This window comes from Pontibacter roseus DSM 17521 (assembly GCF_000373265.1).
GTDB classification, from domain to species: domain Bacteria; phylum Bacteroidota; class Bacteroidia; order Cytophagales; family Hymenobacteraceae; genus Pontibacter; species Pontibacter roseus.
Map to the genome: position 1 here is coordinate 837,001 of NZ_KB890762.1, position 26,964 is coordinate 863,964.

General features: G+C 50.3%; 31 protein-coding genes. 20 read left to right on the top strand and 11 right to left on the bottom strand.

Annotated features, from left to right (window positions below; genetic code table 11):
• Positions 1–327: 327 nt before the first annotated feature.
• Entirely contained in the window at positions 328–825 is a 498-nt protein-coding gene (locus B051_RS0110210; RefSeq protein WP_083919442.1) for a YybH family protein, read from the bottom strand.
• Entirely contained in the window at positions 812–1,543 is a 732-nt protein-coding gene (gene mtgA / locus B051_RS0110215) for a monofunctional biosynthetic peptidoglycan transglycosylase (protein WP_018478106.1), read from the bottom strand. Before mtgA ends, B051_RS0110210 begins: the two co-directional genes overlap by 14 nt.
• A gap of 197 nt (positions 1,544–1,740) precedes the next feature.
• On the opposite strand from mtgA, the gene B051_RS0110220 reads away from it, so the two are divergent.
• Together B051_RS0110220 and B051_RS0110225 are read left to right on the top strand one after the other, a co-directional pair.
• The gene (locus tag B051_RS0110220) at positions 1,741–2,382 is read left to right on the top strand and encodes an LON peptidase substrate-binding domain-containing protein (RefSeq protein WP_018478107.1); all 642 of its coding nucleotides are present in this window, start codon (positions 1,741–1,743) and stop codon (positions 2,380–2,382) included.
• A 9-nt stretch (positions 2,383–2,391) separates the two neighbouring features.
• Entirely contained in the window at positions 2,392–3,618 is a 1,227-nt protein-coding gene (locus tag B051_RS0110225; RefSeq protein ID WP_018478108.1) for a metallophosphoesterase family protein, read from the top strand.
• A 25-nt stretch (positions 3,619–3,643) separates the two neighbouring features.
• Here the strand turns inward: B051_RS0110225 and B051_RS0110230 are convergent, their stop codons facing one another.
• Positions 3,644–4,552, bottom strand: a complete 909-nt coding sequence (locus B051_RS0110230) for a diacylglycerol/lipid kinase family protein (RefSeq protein ID WP_018478109.1) — start codon at positions 4,550–4,552, stop codon at positions 3,644–3,646.
• Positions 4,553–4,608: 56 nt separating this feature from the next.
• Positions 4,609–5,418, bottom strand: coding sequence for a M48 family metalloprotease (locus tag B051_RS0110235; protein WP_018478110.1), 810 nt, complete (start codon positions 5,416–5,418; stop codon positions 4,609–4,611).
• 319 nt (positions 5,419–5,737) lie between these two features.
• Between B051_RS0110235 and B051_RS0110240 the strand changes: the two genes are divergently transcribed.
• Entirely contained in the window at positions 5,738–5,929 is a 192-nt protein-coding gene (locus B051_RS0110240) for a hypothetical protein (RefSeq protein ID WP_245539606.1), read from the top strand.
• A 90-nt stretch (positions 5,930–6,019) separates the two neighbouring features.
• On the opposite strand, the gene B051_RS0110245 is transcribed toward B051_RS0110240, so the two are convergent.
• Positions 6,020–6,835, bottom strand: coding sequence for a murein L,D-transpeptidase catalytic domain family protein (locus B051_RS0110245; protein WP_018478112.1), 816 nt, complete (start codon positions 6,833–6,835; stop codon positions 6,020–6,022).
• 260 nt (positions 6,836–7,095) lie between these two features.
• Here B051_RS0110245 and B051_RS0110250 point away from each other — a divergent pair, with 260 nt between their 5' ends.
• Positions 7,096–7,494 carry a hypothetical protein gene (locus B051_RS0110250; protein WP_018478113.1) on the top strand — a complete coding sequence of 133 codons (399 nt, stop codon included), beginning with the start codon at positions 7,096–7,098 and terminating at the stop codon, positions 7,492–7,494.
• Positions 7,495–7,552: 58 nt separating this feature from the next.
• On the opposite strand, the gene B051_RS0110255 is transcribed toward B051_RS0110250, so the two are convergent.
• Positions 7,553–7,951, bottom strand: a complete 399-nt coding sequence (locus B051_RS0110255; RefSeq protein WP_018478114.1) for a hypothetical protein — start codon at positions 7,949–7,951, stop codon at positions 7,553–7,555.
• A 311-nt stretch (positions 7,952–8,262) separates the two neighbouring features.
• Between B051_RS0110255 and B051_RS0110260 the strand changes: the two genes are divergently transcribed.
• Entirely contained in the window at positions 8,263–8,493 is a 231-nt protein-coding gene (locus B051_RS0110260; RefSeq protein ID WP_018478115.1) for a hypothetical protein, read from the top strand.
• An 88-nt stretch (positions 8,494–8,581) separates the two neighbouring features.
• On the opposite strand, the gene B051_RS21155 is transcribed toward B051_RS0110260, so the two are convergent.
• Positions 8,582–9,040 (bottom strand): DUF4199 domain-containing protein, encoded by a 459-nt coding sequence (locus tag B051_RS21155; RefSeq protein WP_018478116.1) that lies wholly within the window; start codon positions 9,038–9,040, stop codon positions 8,582–8,584.
• Positions 9,041–9,086: 46 nt separating this feature from the next.
• Positions 9,087–9,560, bottom strand: coding sequence for a DUF4199 domain-containing protein (locus B051_RS0110270; RefSeq protein ID WP_018478117.1), 474 nt, complete (start codon positions 9,558–9,560; stop codon positions 9,087–9,089).
• A 332-nt stretch (positions 9,561–9,892) separates the two neighbouring features.
• On the opposite strand from B051_RS0110270, the gene B051_RS0110275 reads away from it, so the two are divergent.
• Positions 9,893–11,521, top strand: coding sequence for an ABC-F family ATP-binding cassette domain-containing protein (locus B051_RS0110275; protein ID WP_018478118.1), 1,629 nt, complete (start codon positions 9,893–9,895; stop codon positions 11,519–11,521).
• A gap of 41 nt (positions 11,522–11,562) precedes the next feature.
• Entirely contained in the window at positions 11,563–12,243 is a 681-nt protein-coding gene (locus tag B051_RS0110280; protein WP_071594872.1) for a hypothetical protein, read from the top strand.
• A gap of 73 nt (positions 12,244–12,316) precedes the next feature.
• On the opposite strand, the gene B051_RS22430 is transcribed toward B051_RS0110280, so the two are convergent.
• Positions 12,317–12,466, bottom strand: coding sequence for a lmo0937 family membrane protein (locus tag B051_RS22430; RefSeq protein ID WP_007660460.1), 150 nt, complete (start codon positions 12,464–12,466; stop codon positions 12,317–12,319).
• Between the two features lie 69 nt (positions 12,467–12,535).
• Entirely contained in the window at positions 12,536–12,688 is a 153-nt protein-coding gene (locus B051_RS22435; RefSeq protein ID WP_018478120.1) for a lmo0937 family membrane protein, read from the bottom strand.
• A gap of 434 nt (positions 12,689–13,122) precedes the next feature.
• On the opposite strand from B051_RS22435, the gene B051_RS0110295 reads away from it, so the two are divergent.
• Positions 13,123–14,016, top strand: a complete 894-nt coding sequence (locus B051_RS0110295) for a 3-hydroxyacyl-CoA dehydrogenase family protein (protein ID WP_018478121.1) — start codon at positions 13,123–13,125, stop codon at positions 14,014–14,016.
• A 15-nt stretch (positions 14,017–14,031) separates the two neighbouring features.
• Entirely contained in the window at positions 14,032–14,424 is a 393-nt protein-coding gene (locus B051_RS0110300; protein WP_018478122.1) for a VOC family protein, read from the top strand.
• 107 nt (positions 14,425–14,531) lie between these two features.
• On the opposite strand, the gene B051_RS0110305 is transcribed toward B051_RS0110300, so the two are convergent.
• Positions 14,532–15,344 carry a 2,3,4,5-tetrahydropyridine-2,6-dicarboxylate N-succinyltransferase gene (locus B051_RS0110305; protein ID WP_018478123.1) on the bottom strand — a complete coding sequence of 271 codons (813 nt, stop codon included), beginning with the start codon at positions 15,342–15,344 and terminating at the stop codon, positions 14,532–14,534.
• Between the two features lie 49 nt (positions 15,345–15,393).
• On the opposite strand from B051_RS0110305, the gene B051_RS0110310 reads away from it, so the two are divergent.
• From B051_RS0110310 to B051_RS0110360, 11 genes are all read left to right on the top strand, one after another.
• Positions 15,394–16,524: a glycosyltransferase family protein gene (locus B051_RS0110310; RefSeq protein ID WP_018478124.1), complete on the top strand. Its 1,131-nt coding sequence runs from the start codon at positions 15,394–15,396 to the stop codon at positions 16,522–16,524.
• Positions 16,525–16,603: 79 nt separating this feature from the next.
• A complete protein-coding gene (locus tag B051_RS0110315) occupies positions 16,604–17,602 on the top strand; it encodes a 3-oxoacyl-ACP synthase III family protein (RefSeq protein WP_026236322.1) in 999 nt (332 codons plus the stop codon).
• A 107-nt stretch (positions 17,603–17,709) separates the two neighbouring features.
• On the top strand, positions 17,710–18,366 hold the full coding sequence (locus tag B051_RS0110320) for a metal-dependent transcriptional regulator (RefSeq protein ID WP_018478126.1): 657 nt from the start codon (positions 17,710–17,712) through the stop codon (positions 18,364–18,366).
• Between the two features lies 1 nt (position 18,367).
• The gene (locus B051_RS0110325) at positions 18,368–19,303 is read left to right on the top strand and encodes a metal ABC transporter solute-binding protein, Zn/Mn family (RefSeq protein ID WP_018478127.1); all 936 of its coding nucleotides are present in this window, start codon (positions 18,368–18,370) and stop codon (positions 19,301–19,303) included.
• 12 nt (positions 19,304–19,315) lie between these two features.
• Complete coding sequence (locus B051_RS0110330) at positions 19,316–20,113, top strand: metal ABC transporter ATP-binding protein (RefSeq protein ID WP_018478128.1); 798 nt, start codon at positions 19,316–19,318, stop codon at positions 20,111–20,113.
• Between the two features lie 57 nt (positions 20,114–20,170).
• Complete coding sequence (locus B051_RS0110335; RefSeq protein ID WP_018478129.1) at positions 20,171–21,454, top strand: metal ABC transporter permease; 1,284 nt, start codon at positions 20,171–20,173, stop codon at positions 21,452–21,454.
• Positions 21,455–21,533: 79 nt separating this feature from the next.
• On the top strand, positions 21,534–22,406 hold the full coding sequence (locus B051_RS0110340) for a metal ABC transporter permease (RefSeq protein ID WP_026236323.1): 873 nt from the start codon (positions 21,534–21,536) through the stop codon (positions 22,404–22,406).
• Positions 22,407–22,467: 61 nt separating this feature from the next.
• A complete protein-coding gene (locus B051_RS0110345; RefSeq protein WP_026236324.1) occupies positions 22,468–23,001 on the top strand; it encodes a thioredoxin family protein in 534 nt (177 codons plus the stop codon).
• 589 nt (positions 23,002–23,590) lie between these two features.
• Positions 23,591–24,970, top strand: a complete 1,380-nt coding sequence (gene mnmE, locus B051_RS0110350; RefSeq protein WP_018478132.1) for a tRNA uridine-5-carboxymethylaminomethyl(34) synthesis GTPase MnmE — start codon at positions 23,591–23,593, stop codon at positions 24,968–24,970.
• Between the two features lie 403 nt (positions 24,971–25,373).
• Positions 25,374–25,778: a helix-turn-helix domain-containing protein gene (locus tag B051_RS0110355; protein WP_245539607.1), complete on the top strand. Its 405-nt coding sequence runs from the start codon at positions 25,374–25,376 to the stop codon at positions 25,776–25,778.
• 30 nt (positions 25,779–25,808) lie between these two features.
• Positions 25,809–26,942: a site-specific integrase gene (locus B051_RS0110360; RefSeq protein WP_018478134.1), complete on the top strand. Its 1,134-nt coding sequence runs from the start codon at positions 25,809–25,811 to the stop codon at positions 26,940–26,942.
• The last annotated feature ends 22 nt before the right edge of the window (positions 26,943–26,964 follow it).

Below are 26,964 nucleotides of genomic sequence, written 5' to 3' on the forward strand. Positions count from 1 at the left end.
TACTACCTCAAGGGTATAGGCGCTGTAGCGCAGAAGATTGGCAGTTATAGCCTCAACACCCCTCTTGCTCCCCTCAAGGGGAGAGTATCCACAGCAGTTACGTAGCAAAGACATCAGCCAGATGCACCCCGTGACGATTTTTTGTTCGAGCGGTCAGCGAGTTCAAAAGCGTCTTGATTCTTTTGCTTACTCTGGGGGTAGGCCCCCTCGATTTTCATCAAGGAGAAAAGTAAGGCCTCACCGGCGAGGTGAGGCTATGGAACAACAAAGCGAGCAATTAGCAACAGACGCTGCTACACTCGCACAAGACCACACTACATTTGCAAACTAGCTCGAATGGTCAGCTATAATCTTCCAGCCTTCTGGGAAGTGTTTGAAAATCACTGAAAAATGCCCTTCCAAGTCACCTAATTTTGCTTCGCGCTGCAAGTGCCACTTCCCTACCACCAACATGGTCTCAGCCGACAGCGGCCGCATCTCCTTCAACTCAAACTCTAGCTTGCCCATGGCAGACGTGTCTGGATAGTTCTTTCGGTAATTGTCCAAGGTCTGCTGCCAGCCATAGGTCAGGCCGCTCTTTCCTACGAACAGCAGAGAATCGGATTTCCAATAATCAGCCATGTAGCACTCCAAGTCACCCCGGCTCCAGCAGGCAGACTGGTTTTGCAACACCTCCCGCACTTCTCGTTTGGCGGTTTCAATACCCTTCGCTTCATCGGTTTGAGACGGGGCTGTTGTCACCTGGCGTTCCTCCTTCTGCCCGCATGAAAACAACAGGAATCCGGCACATAGGACAATCAGAAGGGGGTTATTAGCTTTCTTCATTTTCAGGAAGTATAGTTTTGATATAAGTGGTGCCACCAAGCCTTCCCATGGCCCGGGCTATACGCACTCGGCGCCCTAAAATGTAGGAGGATGGTCTGGCCGCAGAATAGCGTATAGGATTAGGCAATACCGCCGCCAACAAGGCCGCTTGCTGACGCCCCACATCCGCGGCTGGTTTCTTGAAATACTTCTGGGAAGCCGCCTCCACACCAAATACCCCATCGCCCATCTCGGCAATGTTCAGGTATACCTCCAAGATGCGCTGCTTGCCCCACAGCACCTCAATCAAAAACGTAAAATAGGCCTCAACCGCTTTGCGCAGGTAACTGCGCCCGTGCCACAGGAACACGTTTTTCGCCACCTGTTGGCTGATGGTGCTGCCTCCCCTTATGTTTTTGCCCTTTTGGTTGCGCTTAAAGGCATCCGCTATGGCATCAAAGTCAAATCCGCTGTGCTGGAGAAAAAGCTGGTCTTCCGAAGCTATCACGGCCAATGGCAGTTGAGCCGACATCTCCTCTAACTTCACAAACCTATACCTGATGGCAGGGTCTTCTTTGCCGGCAGAACCGGCCTCGGCACGGCGCTGCACCATGTGCAGCGTGGCAGGGGGCGCCACCCAGCGGTATACCAGCACCCATACCACACTCAGCAGGAAAAGGCTGAGGATGAGCTTTAGGATAATAAGCTTGAACTCACGAAGCCCCAGCCGTTTTTTCATAATTGCAATGCGCTAAAAATAAGTGGGCAAAGCTACATCATTTGCATCATATTTCCAGTAGCCAACTCACCTCCTGGCTGGCCAACTTAACACAGGCAGGAACAAGGCCGTATTCCCAATAGAGAGCAACCAAACGTAGCAGACTCGACTGACCGTACACAAAAAGCGCCTTTGTCTGTTAATACCTCAAAAAGCCAATGACAAAGCAAAAGTACCTGCCCCTTTTCCCGTTGAACATTGTGGTGTTTCCGGGTGAGAAGCTGAACCTGCATATATTTGAGCCGCGCTACAAGCAGCTCATACAAGATTGTATGACCAGCGGAGGCACCTTCGGCATACCTACTTACATCAACAAAGGTGTGGGGCTGTTTGGCACCGAGGTAAAAATCCTGAACGTGGAGAAGACGTATGCAACCGGAGAGATGGACATACGCACTCAAGGTATGGGTATATTCAAGATAGCGACGTTTGATAGAACGGCTCCCGGCAAACTGTATGCCGGCGGTATGGTGGAGGAAGTAGAGAACCAGCAGGACGAGGACATAGTGACTAAACTCAAGTTGCAGGAAAAGCTAAAGGAACTCTACGAGGCGCTGGGCATCAGCAGCATATTTCTGGACTTGCCTGAAGATTTTAAATCCTACGATGTGGGGCACCACCTCGGCCTGAACACCGAACAGGAATATACCTTGCTGCAGTGCCAAAGTGAGGCGCTGCGCCAGGAGATGATTTTGCAGCACCTGGAACAGGTCCTGCCCATTGTGGCCGAAACCGAAAAACTGAAGGAGCGGGTGAAGCTAAACGGTCACTTCAAAAACCTGACACCTCCCAACTTTTAAGTTACGTGCATGCTTATATATTTCCTCATCATTACCACCGTCCTCTTCACAGTCTTTGTGCTGTTTAGCTATTGGCAGGAGCTCAAATACCGCAATAAACCTTATTACAGGCTCTCGGATGTGGGGTGGCGCAAGTGCCAGCCCAGCCCGCAGGCGGAGGTGGTGCACAGCATTGCTTTTTTGGGGGATGTAGGCGCCGTGTCCATTGATGGCACAGACCCGGTGCTAAGGCTCCTGCAGGAATGGCAACACAGCGCAGGCGCCAACGGGAGTGTCCTGTTTCTAGGCGATAACCTATACCCTGTCGGGTTGCCAGCTGAGGATAACCGGCACTACCACACGGCTAAAGAAAGGCTGGACCACCTGCTGGGCATCGTCAAATCATATGACGGCAAGAGCATTTTCCTGAGCGGCAACCACGACTGGAACAAAGGCCGCAAAAGAGGCCTGGAGTACGTACTGCGCCAGGAAAAATATGTGGTGGAGGCCCTTCAGGACGAATGCAGTTATCTGCCGCGCCACGGCTGCCCAGGGCCTGATGCCATACAACTGGCAGAGGGGCTGCTGCTCATCATCATCAACACGCAGTGGTGGGTGCAACGTGGCGAGAAACCGCTAGGCAAGGCGCAAGGCTGCCAGTATAATAACATCGAAGAATTCTTCCTGCGCCTGAACAAGCTGCTACGCCGCAATAGGCACCAGCGCATCGTGATAGCCGCGCACCACCCTCTTTACAGCAATGCACTTCATGGCGGCAAATTCACTATGAAGCAACACATTTTCCCGCTCACGGCGGCGCACAAGCGCTTTTATATTCCGCTGCCCATCTTCGGTTCGCTCTTCCCCTTCTACCGCAAAATGTTTGGAGCCTACGAGGACATGTCGCACCGCAAGTACCGCAAGATGCGCAAGCGGCTGCTCAACATCTTTCACCAGTACAGCAATATCGTTTATGTGGCTGGGCATGACCACAACCTGCAGCATTTCGAAGTGCGCCAGAACCACTACATCGTCAGCGGGTCCGCCAGCAAGACTTCTTTTGTGAAGAAAGGCGGCAAAGCCACCTTCACAATTGAGCAGAAGGGCTTCTTTGTGCTCAACTACTACAATACTGGGGAACTGTGGCTGGAGGCAGTGGCAGCTAATTCCGATGAGGCGTCTTCCAAGCCAGGCTTTGTCTTGTTCCGAAAGGAACTGCACCCGATGCTGCAGCCAGTGGAGAAGGTATCGGAATAAGGGACAAGTATAGGTATAGGTATGGCTATGACTCAGTTTCGGGGGCTGGCAGGATTACCTTCAGACTCTTCGGGTGCATGGTTACTTTGATTTCCTTGCCTAATACCACATCTTCTCCATCTACGTGCGACACTTCACCATCTACGTTGTAAATGGTGGCCGTCCTGCAACTTATGCGGCGGGTATAGACGGAGCTGTCAATCGTGTCAGTATACATTCTGTACAGGATGCCCAGGCCTGCCGCCTTCGGGAAGGGTTCAATCAAACATATTTCAAAGCGGCCGTCGTTCAGCACCCCGTTCGGATTGATAGCTGCATTGCTGCCAAAGGCATTGGCGTTGGCGATGGTCACCATGAACGCCTCTCCCTCGAAATTTTCGCTGTCTGTCTCGATGCGATAGAACTTGGGCTCGTAGTTCAAGTACTCTTGCAGGGCTATCCAGGCGTAAGCGCCGGGTCCGCGGCGGTCTCCTTCACAGAACCGTTTCACCACCAAAGCATTGAACCCAAGGTCACTCAGATGGATAGAAGGATGGCCGTTCAGGTCGATGGTATCAATGTTGCGGATGACGTGCGTGTGGATGAGCTGCAGCGCTTCCTCTGTATCCTGGGGTATGTTCAAGTCTTTAGAAAGACCGTTGCCGGAACCAAGCGGAATAATACCGAGCGGTATGTGTTTGCCAATCAGCAGCGCCGCGACTTCATTTACCGTGCCGTCTCCGCCAACTGCAAACACCGCATCATATTTTTTTCCCTTTAGCATTTTGGCAATCTGCTCTTTGTCGTTATCACCTGTGGTTTTGTATAACTCACAGAGCAGGCCATGCTCCTGGCAAGCGACTTTTATTTCTTCTTCCAGCTCCTCTTTGTCGATGTCGCCGGCTATGGGATTGATGACAAAGAGCAGGTGCTGGAGTTTAATTGGATTTTGCATACGTTGACGGTTGGTATTCCTAAGATGAAACAGTGGGTAGCTGTAATCAGGTATGGCTAAGGTAAAAGATTAGCAGGCAGGCCATTGGGGTATTCCTCTTGAATGGCTCGCTCTATCTCGGCCACGCGGTTGCCTGGGTTAGGGTGCGTCTGTGTGAATTCAGGTCCCCGGGCTCCCCCACTCGCCTTCTCCAGAATGCGCATCACTTCCACCATGGCACGCGGGTCGTAGCCAGATTCTCCGGTTAACCGCACCGCCAGCCTATCCGATTCCAGCTCATCGTCGCGGCCGTAACGCATGTTCACCAATTTGCCTATCATGGCAGCCGCTATGGCTCCGGACTGTGTAGCCGGGTTCTCAGGGTCATACATCGCGATGGCGGCCGCTCCCGTCAGGCCCTGCGTCAGCTTAGACTTGGCCAGTTGCTCTGCGGAATGCCGGCCCACCACGTGGCCTATCTCATGGCCTAGCACCCCCGCCAGTTGGCATTCGGTGCTGAGTTGGCGCAGTAGTCCAGCCGTAATGAACACCTGCCCACCAGGCAAGGCGAATGCATTCACAGTTTTCTCATCCGCCAGCAGGTGAAAGTCGAATTCGTAGGGCGTCTCATTAACTTTGGTGTTGCTCACGATACGCTGGCCCACTTCCTTTACTTTGGCAGCCGCCTGCTCGTCGGGGTGCAGGCCTCCGTACTGTGAGGCCATCTCAGGGGCGGCTTGTAGTCCCAGGGCTATCTCCTGCTCCACCGTTATATCTACGTGCTGCACTTCGCCGGTGTACTCGTTTTCCTGCCTGTTGCACCAGTATGTGACCAGTGACACACCTGCTATCAGGAGCGCTGCTATAAACTTGATGATTATTCTCATACTCAGTTGGTTCTGATTCTCTCAATTACCCCCTGAAGGTCCGGGTGCTATACCTGCCCGACGGGTAGTAAAGTGTTGCATAAACATATACTTTCAATGCCGTAAAAAGTATATAGAAAGAAAAGGAAATTGCGAGATAGAGTCAACGCAGGAGAAACCAGGAATGTAAAGTGACATCCAGGACACCCGTAATGTAGCGTAAAGTAATAAACAGGAGCAGCAGGCAAAAATTAAAAAATACCTATCCTATTCTATAGGATTTTCGTAATACATTACATTCGCTGCCGCGGCAGCACAAACTAAATCGAGACATATGAACATGAAACGAACATTCGGTGCCTTATTGACCATACTGGGTATAGTAGGCATCATTTGGGGAGCATATGCCTTCGTGATGGGAGGAGATGGCGTGGCCATAGGCAAATTCACTGCAGCCGTACCTTTTGTAGTTGGCCTCATCTTCTTCTTTGCGGGCATCAACCTGGTCAAAACGACCAAAGACCAAACTTAAACGAGTATTCGATAAAAAAGAAAGGCCCCCGCTGATACACACAGCGGGGGCCTTTTTGTATAGGTATAGCCTGGTTTGTCAGGCGAGGGTTCAAACAGATTTATCCAGTAATTCGGTAGCCTCCAGGGCGTACGCCTCTACCGCAGCGTCTGTATCCAAATAAGTAGAAGTATACTTTTTGTCACCAGAGTGAATATATAGCACGGTGTTATCCTTAATCAACTCAATCACGTCACTGGATATGGCGCGAGACACCGCAGGGCAACCAAGGCTTCTGCCGAGCCGACCGTACTGTTTCACAAAGTCTTCGCTCACGTAGTCGGCACCGTGCAACACAATAGCACGTTCCATGGCATTTGAATTATAAGCCTCATCCATACCTGACAACCGAAGTGACAGGCCATGTTTGCCATGGTAGGTCTTGTCCGTCACATAAAAACCAATGCTGCTCATGTTGGAGTTTGGCTCGTTGGAGAACTTTTCAGCCTTCACATTGCCCGTATTGCGGCCATGCGCTACTAAGGTGTTGTACAACACTTTGCGAGACTTCAGGTCTATAATCCACATGCGCTTCGAGTTGCTGGGCTTGCTGAAGTCGACCACTGTCATCACATGTTTGTCAGCCGAGGCCAGGTTCTGCTGCCTGAAATTCCGGTAGCCGGTATAGGCCCGTTCAAAAACCGTAAAATCCAATCCTGTTTTCTCCAGTCCGGCCTGCTCGTATACCTCCTCTACATGCTGTTCAAAAGCGAGCTTTTTCTCAGCATAGGAAAGCGCAGCGGAATTCACTACTGAAACGGTAGACTTGTTGTAATCGGAAGATTTGGAAGCATCACTGTGAGCGCCACCTGGGGTGGACATCAGCAATAAACTCAAGGTAAAAGAGGTGATGACTGCTTTTATCATAGGGTATTATTCTGGTTCTGTTATACGCAAGTAAAGTATCAACAGGATTCGCAACGGAAATTGTTCCATCTGCAGAGGCAATAGCAGAAACTAACGTTCCTGAAAAAGGACTATTGTAGGTTCAGAACGTTCAAACCCAAGCACTTTAGTATATGAACTTACTGAAATTTAAGTGAATGTACGGCAATCATATAGGAAAAACCTGATTTCTCTTGTATCAGACAGCACTAAGCTGCAATTTTGGGACAACAATCATCCGCATGAAAAAGCTTCTACCCTTCGTCTTCCTCCTGGCGGTGCCCTTCCTGCCTAGCTGTTCTGAGCCTGCCAGCATACCTGGCTTTGATAGTGAAACCTGGCAGCAGGACAAAAAAGGTTGCCAGGGAAACCGATTCGCTATGACCGCAGAGTTTGACGCTATTCGTAAGGAACTGTATGGCAAGCCGGAAAACGAGGTGAAGGACATCCTAGGGAAGCCCGATGCCGAGCAACTCATGAGCAGAGGGCAGCGCCTGTTTATTTACTACTTAGAGGCCGGCAGCCAATGTGAGAAGCGCAACCAACTCTCCAACGCCAACCGTGCCGAAGTACGCTTCAACGCGCTCAACAAAGTGAGTGAAATCACCTACCTGCGCCCGATACAGACCACAAAAAAATAGCCTGACCAAAGCCAGGCTATTAAATCATAATTCTTCTTTATATCAGCGGCTATCCAGTCTATTCCTCTTCTGCTTCGCTCAGGTACCGCACAAATTGGCGTCCTTCCAATTCTAGGAAATGCTTGAGCTGTTGCTCGCTCAGTATAGTAGTTAGGGCTTTGTCCAGTTGCAGGCTCATTTCCCTGTACTTTTTCTGCCGCTCCAGCGGGTCCAGAAAAGCAGCCTCCACTTCGGACATGTGCTGGTAATGCTGTTCGTTTAGTAGTTCTATTTCGGCAAACTGCGCTTCGGAAAGTTTCAGTTCCTGTTTCATCTCCAGCGTGAGCATTTCAGGACCAGTCAGTTCTACAGCCAGCACCATATTATCCAGCTTCTCCTCTGTCTGTTTTAACAACTGCGCCTGCCCGGCTGTTGCGGTTAAAAAAAAGGCAATAAAAAAGGGTATAAAGTATTTCATGTCTGTCTTAAGGTATAGTTCGTTGGCTTATCGCCTCTCTCCCCTGTTGAACGGATTCTACCTACCTTGGTTAAGCAATTGCCAGTATATTTGTTATATTTTTCTAATAAGTAAGAATCCCTCTACAACAGCATAAATATACCTTTTTGATAAATAGTTAAAACTATATAAATAAGTTACCTTTTATTCGCTGCGGTATGAAACTATACCCCTCAGGAGCAGTATGAATTTATATATCCTTGAAATAGTATTTTAACCAGTGTTGCCTCACTTGGATGAATAGCGGCACCTCCACATGAAATTGAAAAACCATGAAGACGAAAAATTATAATCCAAGTACCTTGGAAGTCAGTTTTGCCAAGGCATTTAAAGAACTTGCTCCCCAGTTAGAAGATAGATTAGCATCAGGCAAGGTGGTAGGCATAACCTCCATACTTGACACAGACAACCCAATGGTGATTTATAAACTTAAAGATGAGGAGGACGATTTACATGAAGTAGTTGTACAAATCATACAGCGTCCGGATGGATTGGTAGGCTAGAGATTGCATAATTTTTAAAAGAGGCGGGCCATGCAGTTGCACGGCCCGCCTCTTTTTGTTTGCGCGTAGAAATCACCTAAACCAGTTCTCAGGGGCTGCCGGGCACCTTGTGGTCTCGGCGCTTGAACCACTGCATGGCAATGAAGGCAATCATGAAACCGGAGATGAGGCCTTCGAGCATGAGCACCATGAAGATGACGATGCCAGGTGTGATTTCCATTCGTTCGCCAAAGTATTGATTCCCCGCCAGCACCTTCAGGAGCCTATCGTCAAACGCTTTGATATAGACTAGCATAAAAGCTGCAAAAATGATGGTAGATACCACCCCTGTGATGATGCCGACGCCCAGACCTTTGAAATAGCCAATCTCACCATTTCTGCTCTTCTTGTAGTTCTTGATAGCCATAGTGACACCAATGGCCATGATGATACCATTCAAGAAGCGAAGCGCCACCTTTTGCTCCAGGCCAATGAGTCTCATCAAAAGGAAGTAGCCAATCAGGCCAAGGGCAGTGAAGAGGCCATACTTAAGGCCGACTTTTTCCATAGTTAGCGGGGCACAGGTTGTTGGTTGATGAAGGCAGGCTGCTTGCCTACCTGATTTGCTCAGCGGTGGTATGGTCAGGGCGCTTGAACCACTGCATGGCGATAAAGCCTATGATGACGCCAGGCACCGTGCCATACAGGATAGTCATGACGAACACAGACAGGACAGACAGGCTCTGCGGAAACAGAGAACTGACCTGCAGGCTCTCCAAATACTCTGTATCCAACACGGTCAGGTATACCACCAGAAACAGCGCCAGTATTACTGAAGAGACCACGCCAACAGTCCCTCCTATCGCAAGACCTTTGAGATATGGAATCATGCCATGGACGGCACGCTTATAGCTCGAAATAGCCACCACTATACCTATCACCAAAAACAAACCGCTCAAGAGGGAAAGCTCCACCCTGTTCTGCAGGTCCAGGACCCGCATCAGCAAGAAGAAAGCAATATGAGCCAACCCCGTGTAGATGCCATACTTAACTGAAATCATGCGGTACGATACTTTTCCAGATGCCATGTCTTATTACTTTATAACAATATCTATTATTCTTGAAATGAACATATTAAGTGCGCGTTTGGTTATCATCTGTAGCTGACGATTCAGCCAGAACAGAAGAAAAGCGTGCAATCTGTTGTATATTATTAAATCAATATACTAGAGAAGGTAGGGTGGCGTTGTGATTTGACTTATAATTTTTTCGCTTGCCACCCGGAATCCGTTCATTTCAAAGGAATTAGCAAATGCTAAAAATTAGGCCTGACACCTGTGTACGGCCGCTCTGGACAAACACGGGTTTTATTTCGTAGTTTTGCACCGTAACCGTTTTACATACTCATTTTAAGCTATCTATGATCAGTACCAGCAATGTAAGCCTGTCCTATGGCAAGCGTACTCTGTTTGAAGATGTAACCATCAAGTTTTTGCCCGGCAACTGCTACGGCCTCATCGGCGCTAACGGCGCAGGCAAGTCTACTTTCCTGAAAATCCTTTCCGGAGAGATAGACCCCAACACTGGTACCGTGGATATACCGGCCACAGCGCGCCTGGCCGTGCTGAAGCAGAACCACTTTGAGTATGACGAGTACCCGGTTCTGCAGACCGTCATCATGGGCCACAAGCGCCTGTTCGATATCATGCAGGAGAAAGACGCCATCTATGCCAAAGCCGATTTTACGGAGGCTGACGGTGAGCGTGCCGCCGAACTAGAAGGCGAGTTCGCCGACCTGGAAGGCTGGAATGCAGAATATGAGGCAGCAGAATTACTGAGCGGACTGGGCATCAGCGAGAACCTGCACTACTCTCTCATGAAGGAACTCAGCGGTAGCGAGAAGGTACGTGTGCTCCTGGCACAGGCTCTCTTCGGCAACCCGGATATCCTGTTACTGGATGAACCTACCAACCACTTGGACGCCGAGTCCATCATGTGGCTGGAGAACTTCCTCGACAACTTCCAGAACACCGTTATAGTAGTGTCGCACGACCGCCACTTCCTGGACGCCGTGTGTACGCACGTGGCCGATATTGACTTTGGCAAAATACAGATGTTTGCGGGTAACTACAGCTTCTGGTACCAGTCTAGTCAATTGGCGCTGAAACAGCGTTCTGACGCCAACAAAAAGACAGAGGACAAGCGCAAGGAACTGGAGGAGTTCATTCGCCGATTTAGCGCCAACGCTTCTAAATCAAAGCAGGCCACTTCCCGCGCCAAGTTGCTGGAAAAGCTGACGGTAGAGGACATCAAGCCTTCTTCGCGTAAATACCCATACATCGCCTTCAAGCCGGAGCGTGAGGCGGGTAACCAGATACTGAACGTAGAGAACCTGAGCAAATACGTGGATGGCCAGCCGATTTTCACCGGCATCAATTTCATGGTGGACAAAGGCGACAAGATAGCTGTGATTGGCCGCAATGACCTGGCTGCCTCCTCCTTCTTTAAGATACTCTTCAACGAAGAGCAGGCCGATTCCGGTGACTTCAAGTGGGGCACTACCATCACCGCATCCTTCTTCCCGAAAGACAATCAGGAGTTTTTTGCAGACGGTAGCCTGAACCTGGTGGACTGGCTGCGCCAATACTCCGTGGAGAAAGACGAAAGCTTCATCCGCGGCTTCCTGGGCCGTATGCTTTTCTCTGGCGAGGAGTCGCTTAAGAAAGCCAATGTGCTCTCGGGTGGTGAGAAGGTGCGCTGCATGTTCTCCCGCATGATGCTACAATCGGGCAACGCACTGGTTTTTGATGAGCCTACCAACCACCTGGACCTGGAGTCCATCACGGCTTTGAACAACTCGCTGCGCGATTTCGATGGCACCATCCTGTTCTCGTCCCATGACTTGCAGTTTGTGGATACCATTGCCAACCGCATCATTGAGCTGACACCTGGCGGCATCATAGATAAGCGCATGGGCTACGAGGAGTACCTCAACGACGCCAATATAAAGGAGCTGCGCAAGAAGATGTACGCCACCGAAATGGTATAAATCACAAATATAGACTTGCGTATACCTGTAAAACGATAGCTATGTTCCTGCGATTACCATTGCTACGCCAGCTTACTTTTCTTGTATTAATAGTTTTGTGTTGCTCCACTGCCTTTGCGCAGACGGAGCCTGATACCGTACGCCGTAAACGCGAGTTGCCAACAGGCCCTCCTGCGCAGCAACAACCACAGCAGCAAAGGCCGCGGGTGGTGCAACCGCAGAACGGGGTTATCTTGCCTGAGGTAGTCAAGCCTGAAGATGAGGAGCAGCAGACGCTGCTTGACCGCATGTTTTGGGGCGGTAGTTTTGGCTTGCAGTTCGGTACGTACACCAACGTATCGTTGCTTCCGGTGCTTGGCTTCAGAGCCACCGAGACGTTTTGGGTGGGTGTAGGCGGTGTGTACCATTTTCAGCGGTACCAGCGGGAGAACCTGAACAACTACGGCGGACGAGCCTTTGCGCAGCAGCAGGTTTTCAATAATTTCCTGGTTCATGCTGAGTACGAGCACTTGAGCGTGGAGTATTTCTGGAACAACGGCACAGGTATAGCGGACCGCAGAAGACAATCAAAAGGTATACCTATGGCGGGTCTGGGGTATAGGCAGCGGATTGGAGCAAAGGCAGCGGCAGACATCCTGGTGCTGTATAACTTCAACGATACGTTCCCATCGCCTTACTCAAACCCGGTCATCCGGGCAGGCTTCAGTATTCCGTTCAGGTAAGAACAGACAGGTATAAAACAAAGAGGGGCTGCCAATTGCTTAGCAGCCCCTCTTTTGTTTTATGTGTTTAACGTTAACCGCGTATGAGTCGCAGCAGCACCACGATTACAGCGATTACAAGTAGGATGTGGATTAGACCACCTACGGCATCAGGGAATCCAAGGAACCCGATGAGCCAGAAGATTACAAGCACTACTGCTATAATATACAATAAATTTCCCATAGTTTTAAGTATTTTTGTTTGTCAAAATAATGATTCGTTACCTGTACTAACGTAGTTTCGCTATATAGGTTAAGCTCTCCGTATTAAGCGCAGCAAAACTGCGATTACGGCAAGCACTAGTAATACGTGGATGATTCCACCAACGGCATCAGGAAACCCTAGGAATCCGATAAGCCAGAAAATCACAAGCACAACGGCTATGATGTAAAGTAAATTTCCCATAGTTTTCTTTTTTAATTTCTCCTTTTGTGTTGTATCAGGGCAGGAGCCGGCTGCTCCCCCACTTCTACAGGCCGGTCTTAGCCGACTTTGTATTTTTTTGTTTTAGCTTTTTACGGGGCTCGCTAAATAAAAGATTTGGATAAACTCGAAATTTTGTATATAGTTATAAACAATTTTAGGTGTCGTAATAACCGCAACACCTGAAAAACAAGCCCATATCACACATTATCAATCAAATACAGCAGGTGCTGACAGGTCCACTCTATCCAAATTTTGACACATCAGCACCAAGCCTCCTTCTCCACTCCTTAGGGCGAACCTCTACCTGCAAATCTGAAAATTGAAGTCTTCCAAGATAAACGTTTTTTAAAACATGGTTTTACCTATTTATCTTAGATTTGTATTCTATTTTAACCCTAGAACAGACAGAACCTATGAAAAAAGTAGCAGTTATCGGTTCCGGCACCATGGGCAATGGCATCGCCCACGTTTTTGCGCAGAACGGCTTCCAGGTCTCCCTGATTGACATATCCGAAGAAGCCTTGAACAAGGCCCTCGCCACCATCTCCAGAAACCTGGACCGCATCGTGGCAAAAGGCAACCTGACCGAGGAACAGAAAGAGCAGACCCTCAGCCACATCGCCACCTATACCGACATGCGGCAAGGCGTGCAGGAGGCTGACCTAATTGTGGAAGCGGCTACCGAGAACGTAGACCTGAAACTGAAAATCTTCAAGGACTTGGATGCCTTTGCCAAGCCTGAAGCCATATTAGCTAGCAACACCTCTTCTATCTCTATCACCAAAATCGCCTCAGTCACCAGTCGGCCGGATAAGGTGATAGGCATGCACTTCATGAATCCGGTGCCTGTCATGAAACTGGTAGAAATCATCCAGGGCTACTCGACTTCAGATGAGGTGACCAGCCAGATAATGGACGTCTCCCTGCAATTGGGCAAAGTCCCGACAGAGTGCAACGACTACCCCGGCTTTGTGGCCAACCGCATCCTGATGCCTATGATTAACGAGGCAATTTACTCGCTCTATGAAGGCGTGGCCGGAGTGGAAGAGATTGACACTATCATGAAGCTAGGTATGGCGCACCCAATGGGCCCGCTACAACTTGCCGACTTTATTGGTTTGGACGTATGCCTTTCCATCCTGAACGTGTTGCACGACGGCTTTGGCAACCCGAAATACGCCCCGTGCCCGCTGCTGGTGAACATGGTGCAAGCCGGTCACAAAGGCGTTAAGACCGGACAGGGTTTCTATACCTGGACTCCCGGCAGCAAGGAACTGGTGGTAGCGGACCGATTCAAGAAGAAATAAGATAAAGCTATACCTATGAAACAAGAAAAAAACAACGTAGTCGGCTGGTTCGAGATTCCGGTCAACGATATGGCACGCGCCATCCGGTTCTACAGTGCTGTATTCGATTTTGAAATGGAAAGCCAGCAGTTTGGTGATGAAGAAATGGCCTGGTTTCCGTGGAGCGAAAGCGGCTCGGGAGCTTCTGGGTCGCTGGTGAAGCACGAAACGCTTTATAAACCCTCAGCCGACGGCACCATCGTATACTTCAGCTCTCCATCGGGTGACCTGTCCCATGAACTGGCCAGAGTCGAAAAAGCCGGAGGCAAGGTGCTGCGGGAAAAATCACTGATTACAGAAGAAATCGGCTATATGGCCCTCTTCCTAGACACTGAAGGAAACCGCGTAGCCCTGCACTCTCGGGTGTAGACAGTAAACACATAGCTGTTAACAGTTAGGTATAGCTATAAAAGAAGGAGCCGTTGCAGACTGCAACGGCTCCTTCTTTATTATTGGTAACTGCTAGGTATTAATTGTTACACGGCTACCGCATTCTCCCGCAGGGCATCGTTCAGGGAAGTCTTCAGGTCTGTGCTCTCCTTGCGCTGACCGATAATCAGGGCGCAAGGCACCTGAAAGTCACCCGCTGGAAATTTCTTGGTATAGGAACCCGGAATCACGACTGCACGTGGCGGCACATAGCCTTTGTACTCCTTCGGCTCAGAGCCTGTCACGTCGATTATCTTGGAGCTGCCCGTGATGGTCACGCCCGCTCCAATCACTGCCTCCTTGCCAATGCGACAGCCCTCTACCAGAATGCTTCGGGAACCGATAAACGCGCCATCCTCGATGATAACAGGAGCAGCTTGCACCGGCTCCAATACACCGCCCAGGCCTACGCCCCCGCTCAGGTGCACGTGCTTGCCCACCTGTGCGCAGCTGCCAACCGTAGCCCAGGTATCGACCATCGTCCCTTCGTCAACATAAGCGCCTATGTTCACATAAGAAGGCATCACTATCACGCCTTTTGAAAGGTATGCGCCGTAGCGGGCTACGGCATGCGGCACCACGCGAACACCCAGTTGGGCATAGTTCGTCTTCAGGGCAATCTTGTCATGGAATTCAAAAGGGCCTACCTCAATGGTTTTCATGGCTTGGATTGGGAAATACATCAATACCGCCTTCTTCACCCACTCATTCACCTTCCAGTCATCGCCCGCAGGTTCTGCCACACGCAGCCGGCCTTTGTCCAGTTCCTCAATCACGGCACGCACTGCCTCCACAGTCGCCTGCTCCTTCAATAACTCCCGGTTCTCCCAGGCTTGCTCTATAATTTGCTGAAGCGCCATATTATGTTCGGTTAGTAAAAATACTGCGCAAAAGTATTAAATTTAAGCGATGTCTGAAAAGAGAATCCTCTTAGCCTCTTTACTCAAGCCCATCAGTGACACCCGCATGTACGAGAAGCTGGGCCTGTCTCTGAGCAAAATTCCAGGAGCTACTGTCCATATCTGTGGCTTCCGGGCTACTGTTCCGGCTGGCGCGCCGCCTAACATCGTTTTCCACTCAATATTTAATTTTAAGAGGCTCAGCCTGGGGAGGGCAAAGGCACAACTGCAGTTTTACCGTCTGTTGCTTCAAGTAAAACCTCAACTCCTACTAGTTACTACGCATGAACTCCTGCTGGTTAGCCTTCTGTACAAGAACAGGTATGGCTGCCGCCTCATCTATGATGTGCAGGAGAACTACAGCCTGAACCTGCGGGCGCAACACAATTACAATTGGCCCCTGAAGCAGCTGCTGGCATTAGGCGTCCGTTCAATGGAACACCTGACCGCCACTGGCACCGACCATTTCCTGCTGGCCGAGCGCAGCTACGCGCAGGAGCTGCCTTTTTTGAAGGGTCGCTATACCTTGCTGGAAAACAAATTCAAAGCCCCGTCAGCGCATGCACCAGCGATTACGCCTGTAGCTATACCTAGTCAAGGTCCGCTTCGGCTGCTCTACAGTGGCACCATCGCCGAGGAATATGGCGTTTTCGAGGCCATTGAGCTGGCTGAGAAGCTATACCTGATTAGACCTGAGACAACATTGACCATCATCGGATACTGCGCCAACACCGCTACCTGGGAAAGCATTTTGCAACGAAGCAGTGGCAAATCGTATATCAAGCTGATAGGTGGAAATCAACTGGTCCCGCATCAGCAGATACTGGAGCAAATCACGCAGAGCCATGTAGGGCTGCTGCCCTACCGCCCCAACGAGAGCACATTCCGCTGTATACCTACCAAACTGTTTGAGTACATGGCGCATGCGCTTTCCATCCTCATCCAGCAAAACCCTTTGTGGGAGACCTTAGTAGATGAAACTGGAGCAGGTATGTCAATTGACTTCAGTCAACCTGATTTAGAGGCGCTTTACTCCCAAATGTTACAGCAACCCTTTTATGCAACAGGAATACCAGCGGACATCTATTGGGAGACCGAGGAGAAAAAACTCCTGCAGGTGGTACAGCCCCTACTTGCATGACTTATTAAAATAAAAAATATTTTTAGACGAATCTAAATTCACTTGATATCAGTATATTTGTAAAGCTAAACCCCTTTATATGCGAAATTCTAGAATAGCCGGTGTAGGTCACTATGTACCTGAGAGAGTCGTAACGAATAAAGACCTGGAGAAACTCATGGACACGACGGATGAGTGGATTCGGGAGCGGACAGGTATAGTAGAGCGCCGCTACTTTGTGGAGGGCACGGACACGACCGCCAACATGGGTGCCAGGGCCGCAGAGAAGGCTCTTGAAATGGCCAACCTGCAGGCGGAAGACCTCGACATGATTGTGTTCGCCACCCTCAGCCCCGATTATGTGTTTCCTGGCTCTGGTGTACTCTTGCAGCGCGAACTGGGCATTAAGGAGATTCCGGCCCTGGATGTACGCAACCAGTGCTCTGGCTTCATTTATGCGCTTTCGGTGGCCGACCAGTTCATCAAGACAGGCATGTACAACAACGTATTGGTGGTAGGCTCTGAAATCCACTCCAGCGGTTTGGACTTCAGTACACGCGGCCGAGGCGTATCGGTGATATTTGGCGACGGCGCTGGTGCAGTGGTTCTCACCCCTTCACAAAGCAGCGAAAGCGGCATTCTGTCCACGCACCTGCACGCCGATGGAGAGTTCGCCGAGGAGTTGGCCGTGCTGGACCCAGGCAGCAACAAGCAAGAACGCCTCACGCATGAGATGATTGACGAGGGGACCATATTCCCGCACATGAACGGCAACATGGTGTTTAAGCACGCCGTCACCCGCTTCCCGGAAGTAATTGAAGAAGCGCTTCATAAGAATGGATACAAACCTGCTGATATTGATATGCTTATACCCCACCAGGCCAACCTGCGCATCACCTCCTATATACAGCAGAAGATGGGCTTGCCGGTTGATAAAGTCATGAGCAACATCCACAAGTATGGCAACACCACCGCAGCATCTGTGCCCATTGCGCTGAGCGAGGCCATGGAAGAAGGGCGCATCAAAGAAGGCGACCTGGTATGTCTGGCAGCGTTCGGCAGCGGCTTCACCTGGGCTTCCGCCTTAATCCGCTGGTAGTTTAATGAATTATGAATGCTGGATTATGAATTATGAATTATGTACGTGAGGACTGCTGGTTTTCCATTCATAATTCATAACTCATAATTCATAATTGACCAAAGGACTTGCACAGCTTTACTGAGGAGAACTACATCAAGGCTATCTACAAGCTTTCGGCTAACGGCACACAGGACGTGAACACCAACGCCATTGCGGAGGCGCTCGACACCAAGGCGGCCTCCGTTACAGACATGCTGCGGAAGCTGAGCAAAAAAGGCATTGCTGACTATGTGAAATACAAAGGTGTCACCCTCACTGCCAAGGGGGAGCATGTGGCCCTGCAGATTATTCGCAAGCACCGGCTTTGGGAAGTGTTTCTGGTAGAGAAGCTGAAGTTCAACTGGGACGAGGTGCACGAGGTGGCTGAGGAACTGGAGCACATCAAATCAGACCTGCTCATTAAGCGCCTCGACGAGTTTTTAGGCTACCCCAAGTTCGACCCGCATGGCGACCCTATACCTTCTGAGAACGGAGAGATGAACGTGAAGCAACAGAAGCTGCTGGCAGATATGGAAGTGAGCGAGGCTGGCATCGTGGTGGGCGTGAACGACTCGCAGCCACTCTTCCTGCAGTACCTCGACAAGATGGGCATATACCTGGGTGCCAAGATTAAAGTGATAGACAAGATGCCTTACGATAATTCATTAGAAATCAACCTTGAAAACAAAAAGAACCTAATCGTTTCGAGTGAAGTCTCCAGAAACATTTTCCTCTCTGCTTAGCATGAAGCCTGCTCTCCTACTATTAGCAGTTTGCCTGCTCCTGTCACTTTTCCTGGGTGCCTGCACCCAGACCGAGAGCAAAGGCGAAGTGGCTCCAGGCCAACGCATGAAGGTGGTCACCACGACAGGTATACTGAAAGACGCCGTAGCTAATATCGTTGGCGATGCGGCGGAAGTAGAGTCCATTATGGGCAGTGGCGTGGACCCGCACCTGTACAAGGCAACACAGGGTGACCTGAACAAACTCACGGGAGCCGATGTCATCATCTATAACGGCCTGCACCTGGAGGGAAAGATGGGCGAGGTACTGGAGAAGCTGAGCCGCCAGAAGACCGTCATCGCCGCCGGTGAGGGTATACCTGAAACCGACCTCCGAAGCTCCACGCAGTTTCAGGGCAGCTATGACCCCCACCTTTGGTTTGATGTATCGCTCTGGATGCAGGTTGTCATTTACATAAGTACCGAACTGCAGAAGAAGGACCCGCAAAATGCAGAAGTGTACCAGCAGCAAACTGCTGCCTACCTCCGCAGGCTTTCAGAGCTGCACAATGAAGTGAAGGCAGCGGTTTCCGCTATACCTGAATCACAGCGCATCCTCATTACCGCGCACGATGCCTTCGGCTACTTCGGAGAGGCCTACGGAATACAAGTGCGGGGGCTGCAGGGAATCTCCACTGTGTCTGAATTTGGGCTGCAGGATGTATCGTCGCTTGTGAAGTTCATTGCCGATAACAAGATAAAGGCGGTTTTTGTAGAATCCTCGGTATCGCCCAAAGCCATTGAAGCGGTGGTGGAGGGTAGCAGGCAGCGGGGCCACGATGTCAAAATCGGCGGTACGCTCTACTCCGATGCGCTGGGCGCAGATAGCACTCCTGAAGGCACCTACGAAGGTATGGTCAGATACAATGTGAACACCATCGTATCTTCCTTAAAATAAGATAAATATTACATGATACTTCAAGTAGACAATCCAGTAGTGGAGGTACACGACCTCACCGTGAGCTACGACCGGAAACCGGTGCTTTGGGGCATTGACCTGACGCTGCCGGCAGGCGCCCTGGTGGGCGTTATTGGCCCGAACGGTGCCGGCAAGTCTACGCTAATCAAGGCCATGATGAGCCTGTTGCCCATCAGCAGCGGCTATGTGCGCATATTCGACCAGCCCCTGAAACAGGTATACAACCGCATCAGCTATGTGCCGCAGCGCGAGTCGGTGGACTGGGATTTCCCGGCTTCTGTGTTTGATGTGGTGCTCATGGGCCGCTATGGAAATATGGGGCTTTTCAAGCGGCCTCGCAAAGCCGACAAGGATGCCGCTATGGAGGCACTGGAGAAAGTGGGCATGCAGAGTTTTGCCAACCGGCAAATCTCGCAGCTCTCCGGCGGGCAGCAGCAGCGTGTGTTCCTGGCCCGCGCCCTTGCCCAGAACGCTGACATCTATTTTATGGATGAGCCTTTCGCCGGTGTGGACATCGCGACCGAAACCGCTATCATCCAGCTGCTCCGCCAGATGCGGGACCAGGGCAAAACCGTCATTGTGGTGCACCACGACTTGCAATCGGCCTCCGAGTATTTCGACTGGGTGGTGCTATTGAACATGCGCTTGGTAGCCTCTGGCCCAACCGATAAAGTGCTGACACAGGAGCTGCTGGAGCAGACGTACGGAGGCAAGCTCACCCTCCTCTCCAAAGTGGGCGACCTACTGCGCAGACAGGAATTCCCAGCCCGGGAAACGAAGGTGAAGTGAGCTTAGGAGTTGGGAGATTTGGAGAGTTATACCTGTTAAACAATCAACAATTAGTACATGCAGGAGTTTCTGGAGTTTTTCTCGTTTGCAGACGCCAACATCCGCTATGTCACGCTGGGCTCCGTTTTGCTGGCCAGTAGTTCAGCGGTAGTGGGCTGCTTCACGCTGCTCCGGAAGCGGGCACTGGTAGGCGATGCCGTAGCGCATGCGGTGCTGCCGGGCGTCTGCCTCGCCTTCATCCTGTCGGGCACCAAGAATCCCTTTATCCTGCTCATTGGCGCCTTTGTAACCGGTTGGCTCTCACTGGTGACGATTGACTTCATCACGAGCCGCTCCCGCATCAAAGAAGACACAGCCATTGGGCTTGTTCTGTCTGTGTTCTTTGGCATCGGCATCCTGCTGCTCACCTCCATCCAACATTCCGGCAACGCCGCCCAGAGCGGCCTCGACAAGTTTCTGTTTGGAAAGGCAGCCTCACTAATCGGCGAAGACCTGATTACCTTCAGTGTGGTGGCTGTGCTGCTGCTTCTGGTGGTCATCCTCTTCTATAAAGAGCTCACGCTGCTGTGCTTTGACGAGGCTTATGCCCGTACTATCGGTTACCCAGTGCGGGCACTGGAGCTGCTGCTGACTACTTTAACCGTGTTTGCCGTGGTGGTAGGTATACAGGCGGTAGGCGTCGTGCTGATGGCGGCCATGCTCATCACGCCCGCCGCCGCCGCCCGATTCTGGACCGAAAACCTGAAGGTGATGCTGCTGTTGGCTGCCCTAATTGGTGCTTTTTCAGGTATAGCCGGAGCTTATGTGTCGTATACCGCGCCGGCCATGCCTACAGGACCCTGGATTGTGCTCATTGTATCCATGATAGCCATATTCTCCTTTGCTCTGGCTCCTGGCCGTGGCTGGGTGGCTCGCCTCCTGCGGCAGCGCCGCAACAGGACCCAGATTCTGGAAGAGAACCTGCTCAAGCTACTTTACCAACTGGGCGAGTTGAAGCAGGATTTCTATACCTCCCGCAGCCTGTCGGAGTTACTGGAGCGTCGCAGCATACCTAAAGGAGAAGCCATAAGTGGCTTGCAGAAACTCAAACGACAAGGCTATGTGAAGCGGGACCATCAAAGCTGGACTCTGACGACGGAAGGGAAAAAGCGCGGGAGACGCGTGGTGCGCCTGCACCGGCTATGGGAGCTATACCTGACGCAGTACCTGCATTTGGCAGCTGACCATGTGCACGAAGATGCCGAAACCATTGAGCACATCATCACGCCGGAGCTGGAAAAACGCCTGCTCGAGGAACTGAACTACCCCGACCTAGACCCGCACAGCGCCAGGATTCCATGATGGGAGTTCTGAATCTTGAGTTCTGAGTCACGAGTCAATCATTCGTAATTCATAATTAGTAATTCATAATTAAAAATAGGTGAACGCATTCTGGATAATACTGACCGGCTCTTTGGTAGCGACCTGTTGCAGCTTGCTGGGTTGTTACCTCATTCTGCGTCGCATGGCCATGGTGGGCGACGCCATTTCCCATGCCGTGCTGCCGGGCATTGTCATTGCCTTCCTGCTGACGGGTTCCCGCGATTCGGTGCCCATGCTCATTGGGGCAGGTCTGCTGGGGGTGCTTACCACCTTCCTCATCGAGTTCTTCCACCGCTACGCACGGGTTCAGGCCGATGCTGCCATCGGCGTTACCTTCACCTGGCTGTTTGCCATCGGCATCATCCTCATTTCCGTCTTTGCCGGACAGGTGGACTTGGACCAGGATTGCGTGCTTTATGGCGAGATAGCTTACGTGCCGCTCGACCTCTGGATAACTGAAAGTGGCCTGAGCATGGGACCGCGCACCGTCTGGACGCTTAGTATCACCACGCTGCTTATCATCCTGTTCATCGTGCTGGGCTACAAAGAGCTCTTCCTGACTACCTTCGACCCGGCGTTTGCGGCTGCCATCGGCATCTCCACGTCGCTGTGGTACTACCTGCTCATGACGGCGGTGTCGCTCACGACGGTAGCCTCATTTGAGTCGGTAGGCGCTATCCTGGTGGTGGCCTTCCTGGTGGCCCCTCCGGCTACAGCATACTTGCTGACGGATAACTTTAAAGTGATGCTGGTGCTATCCGTGCTGCTGGGCATACTGGCCTCAGTGGGGGGGTATTACCTAGCGGTTTGGCTCGATGGTTCTATTGCCGGTGCCATTGCCACTGTGACAGGTATGGAGTTTCTGCTGGCAATCCTGTTCTCCCCTTCACGCGGGCTGCTCATCAGGCGAAAACAACTGCAGCCGGTATAGGTATGGCATTCACTATACTGAGGCCATCAACTTGTCGTTTGACTAAAAGAAAATTAGTTTTATGATTCGAAAAGTGTCGCTCCTTCCGCTCCTTATTCTGTTGTTTCTACTGACGGCTTTCACTTTCCCTGACAAGGGAGATAAGTCTAGATCGCCTAAAATCAACTGGTTGACGATGGAAGAGGCCGAGGCCAAGATAAAAAAGCAGCCCCGCAAGGTCATCATTGATGTGTACACCGATTGGTGTGGCTGGTGCAAGAAAATGGACAAGTCCACTTTCACCGACCCGGCTGTGGTAGACTACATTAACAAGCATTACTACGCCGTGAAACTGGATGCGGAAGGAAAAGCGCCTATCACTGTGGGAGGTAAGACCTATACCTACAACCAACAATATAGGTCGCATGAGTTGGCCGTCGCCCTGCTGCAAGGGCAGATGAGCTACCCCACCACCGTATACCTGGACGAACAGTTCAACATGCTTACCCCTGTCCCGGGCTACCTTGATGCCCCTACCCTCACCAAGATTCTCACCTACTTCGGCGGCAACCACCACAAAAGCATGACGTGGCAGGAGTTTGGAAAGCGAAAATAGAGCATGCATATTTCGGTAGTAGTGATTGATATACCTGTTTCAACCACCCCTTCTGAGAGGGAGAATCTCATACCCTTGACCGCACAACTAGCGCCAGCGCAGATGCTGCTCTTTTGAGGACTTCTGTAGCCATCTCATGTCTCACCGCCGGTTCACGCTGCGCTCGAACCGGCGGTGGGCAGCGTAACAGATTCCTCCTTTCGTCGGAATGACAGAAACTACAGTAGCTAATCCAGAGGTATAGGCGCGGTTGCATCTGAAACTCCTTATACATAACACTGGCAGGTATAGCAAGGCATACTTACAACAGCAGCCACGCAGCCAAGACAGCAGACAGGTGCACCACTTGGCGCTCCACTGTTCGAGCGGTCAGCGAGTTTGGAGCGTCTTGACTTTTTTGCTTACTTTTTGTGTCAAGACAAAAAGTGAGGCCCGCCCGGCCAGGGCAAGCTACAGAGCCAACAGCTACAAACAAAATAGTAGTTCCACTGGTAGTAGTTCTTATGCATTAGCTTTTAAGCTACTATACCATAAAACCATCATCTAATAAGAATTCACTAATTTTGCATAAGCATAAAACAGCATTATCTTGACAAACCATTTCTTTAATACCGATACCATTGTAGCCCTAGCCACCGCGTCAGGCACAGGCGCCATCGCCGTCATACGCCTTTCAGGACCCGAAGCCATAACGTTGACGAACTCCGTTTTCAGAGGTAAGGACTTGAGGCAGCAGGCTAGCCATACCATCCATTTCGGCACCATACGCGACAAGGGAAAGATTCTGGATGAAGTGCTGGTGTCGCTTTTCATCGCCCCACACTCTTATACCAAAGAAAATGTGGTGGAAATATCTTGCCATGGCTCAGATTTCATCGTGCAACAGATTGTCAAGCTTCTATTAAAAAAAGGCGCTCGTCTGGCAAATGCCGGTGAATTCACCAAACGCGCATTCCTGAATGGGCAATTTGACCTGGCACAGGCCGAAGCTGTTGCCGACTTGATTGCTTCGGACTCCGCCTTATCGCATGATGTAGCCATGAAGCAGATGCGTGGTGGCTTTTCGCAGGAAATCAAGCGACTTCGGGCTGAGCTGGTGCACTTCGCCTCTATGATTGAGTTAGAATTGGATTTCGGGGAGGAAGATGTGGAGTTTGCTGACCGCGACCAACTCCGTGCGCTCATACTGAACATACAGCACATCATCCGGGATTTGCTCAAGTCTTTCGAACTGGGCAACGTGATAAAAAACGGGGTACCAACTGTAATTGTGGGCAAACCGAATGCCGGCAAATCTACCCTGCTCAATAAGCTTCTTAATGAAGAGAAAGCCATCGTGTCGGATGTGCCAGGCACAACCCGAGACTTCATAGAGGACGAAATAAGCATCGAGGGCATCACTTTCCGTTTCATCGATACGGCTGGCCTCCGCGAAACAACAGACAAGGTGGAGGCTATCGGGGTAGAGCGTACCATGCAGAAGCTGAGCCAATCATCGCTCATCATCTACCTGTTTGACGTGACCACCACTACTCCAGCGGAACTACAGTCAGAATTGGAACAACTAAACCCGAAGGAACGGCCCCTGCTGCCGGTGGCTAACAAAATAGACGAGGCTTCTCCGGAAACGCTGGCTTCCTTTGCAGGTATAGCCGGCCTGGTGCAGATATCCGCAGCGGACGGTGCCAACCTGGAGGTTCTGAAAAAAGCCTTGGTAGAACGCGTCAACCTCGGTAAACTCAACACTCAACAGCAGACTATCGTGACAAACCTGCGACACGTCGACAGCCTGAACAAAACCTATACAGCCCTTGATGACGTGCTGAATGGAATTGGCTTAGGAATGAGTGGTGATTTGGTAGCGGCCGATATCCGCCGCGCACTTTACAGCCTGGGTGAGATTACAGGCGAAATCACAACTGACGACTTATTGGACAATATCTTTACCAAGTTCTGCATCGGAAAGTAATTCTTACAAACAGCACAATACCATACTTATAACAAACCCCTTAAACGTCTGGTTTAGGGGGTTTTTTATTTATTAATTTAATAGCTTATATAATTCTGTTATCCGTATATTTATATCGGTTTTGTCCCTCATTTGTCCCCTACGGTCTGAGTTTGTCCCCCAGACCGTTTATTTGGCGAAATCATGCAACATATTGCACCATACAGCAACAAGCTGAAACGTATAGCAACAGATTAACATGAGTTCAAACATATTCTTACGGCGTATTTGCCAGCACTGCGGAAGTGAGTTCACCGCTAGGACCACCGTAACCCAGTATTGCGGGGATTCATGCGCTAAAAGGGCTTATAAGGCCCGACAAAAAGCCGTCACTATTGAAGCAAGCAATCAGGTAACCAAGAAGATGAAAGAGAAGCCATTGCAGGATATTAAGAATAAAGAATATCTTAGTATTGCGGACGCTTGCAAGCTTTTAGGGCTTAGCCGCTGGACTATCTGGAGAGCCATCAAGAAACGAGAGCTTACAGCCGCTAAGATTGGTAGGACGACCATCATACAGCGGACAGCAATCGACAAACTCTTTGCATTGCAACCACTCAATACAGGCCCGAAAGAGCCTGCACAACACACGTTCAACGCGGACTACTGTTACACTATATCACAGGTGTTGAGCCTTTACACTATATCAGAAAAGGCCTTATACGATGTGATAAAGCGCAACAACATTACCAAGCACAAGCAAGGACGCATTAGCTATGTGTCGAAATCTGAGATTGATATTATCTTGACCAATCAGCTTAAACGCTAATCACACAAAGGACGACAAATAAAAAGGACGATGACAAAAGTAACGCTAAGGCTAAAGCCTATCAGCAACGGTAGGCAGTCGCTGTTTCTGGACTATTACCCACCTATCCCCCATCCTGAAACGGGTAAGCTAGTACGCAAGGAATACCTGGGCCTGCACCTATTCGATAAGCCCAAAAGCCAGCTAGACAAACAACACAATAAAGACACCCAAGCTTTAGCCGAAAACATCAAGGCAAAAAGGCAGCTTGCTATTCAGAATAAACGGTATGGATTTCTACCATCTGAAAGCCAGAAAACGACCTTAGCGGACTACTATAAGGCACAAGCGGCCAAACGCTCAGGCACGAATAGCGGTAACTGGCAAAGCTCGCTTTACTACATAAGTCAATTTTTTGACGATGGTGTAAAACTATCTGAGCTTACGCCTATGCTATGCACTGAGTATAAGGAGTATCTTCTAACAGCCCCCAGCCAAAGGACAAACAAGCCCCACACGAAGACTAGAATCATATCTAGGAATACAGCTGTTTCCTACTTTAATAAGCTAAAGGCGGTCCTTAAACAAGCTTACAAAGATGGCCTATTAGCTAAAGACATTAACCCGCAGATTCCTAGTATAAAGGCTGGCGAAACACAGCGGCAATACCTGACGCTTGAAGAACTGCATACTCTTAACCGTACCAATTGCGCATTACCTATTTTAAAGAAAGCCGCTATTTTTTCTGCCTTGACTGGCTTACGCTTTTCCGACATTCAAAAGCTCACATGGAGCGAAGTTCAGCACAGCAAAGCCGAGGGGTATTACATTCAGTTCAGACAGAAAAAAACGCAAGGCACAGAGGTTTTACCCATATCCGAACAAGCTTTTGAGTTATTGGCAGACCGTGGCAATCCATCCGAAAAGGTCTTTGAGGGATTAGAATACTCAGCTTACATCAACGGGATTCTAAGAGACTGGGTAAAGCTCGCAGGGATAGAAAAGCATATTACCTTTCACTGTTTCCGACATACCTACGCCACTCTTCAATTATCCTTAGGAACCGACATTTACACCGTTTCCAAAATGCTAGGACATAGGGAATTGAAAACTACACAGGTTTATGCCAAAGTAATTGATAAGGCTAAACGAGAGGCCGCAGGAAAAATTAAACTAGAATTTTAAGCTATTTTGAAAAGGACGAATT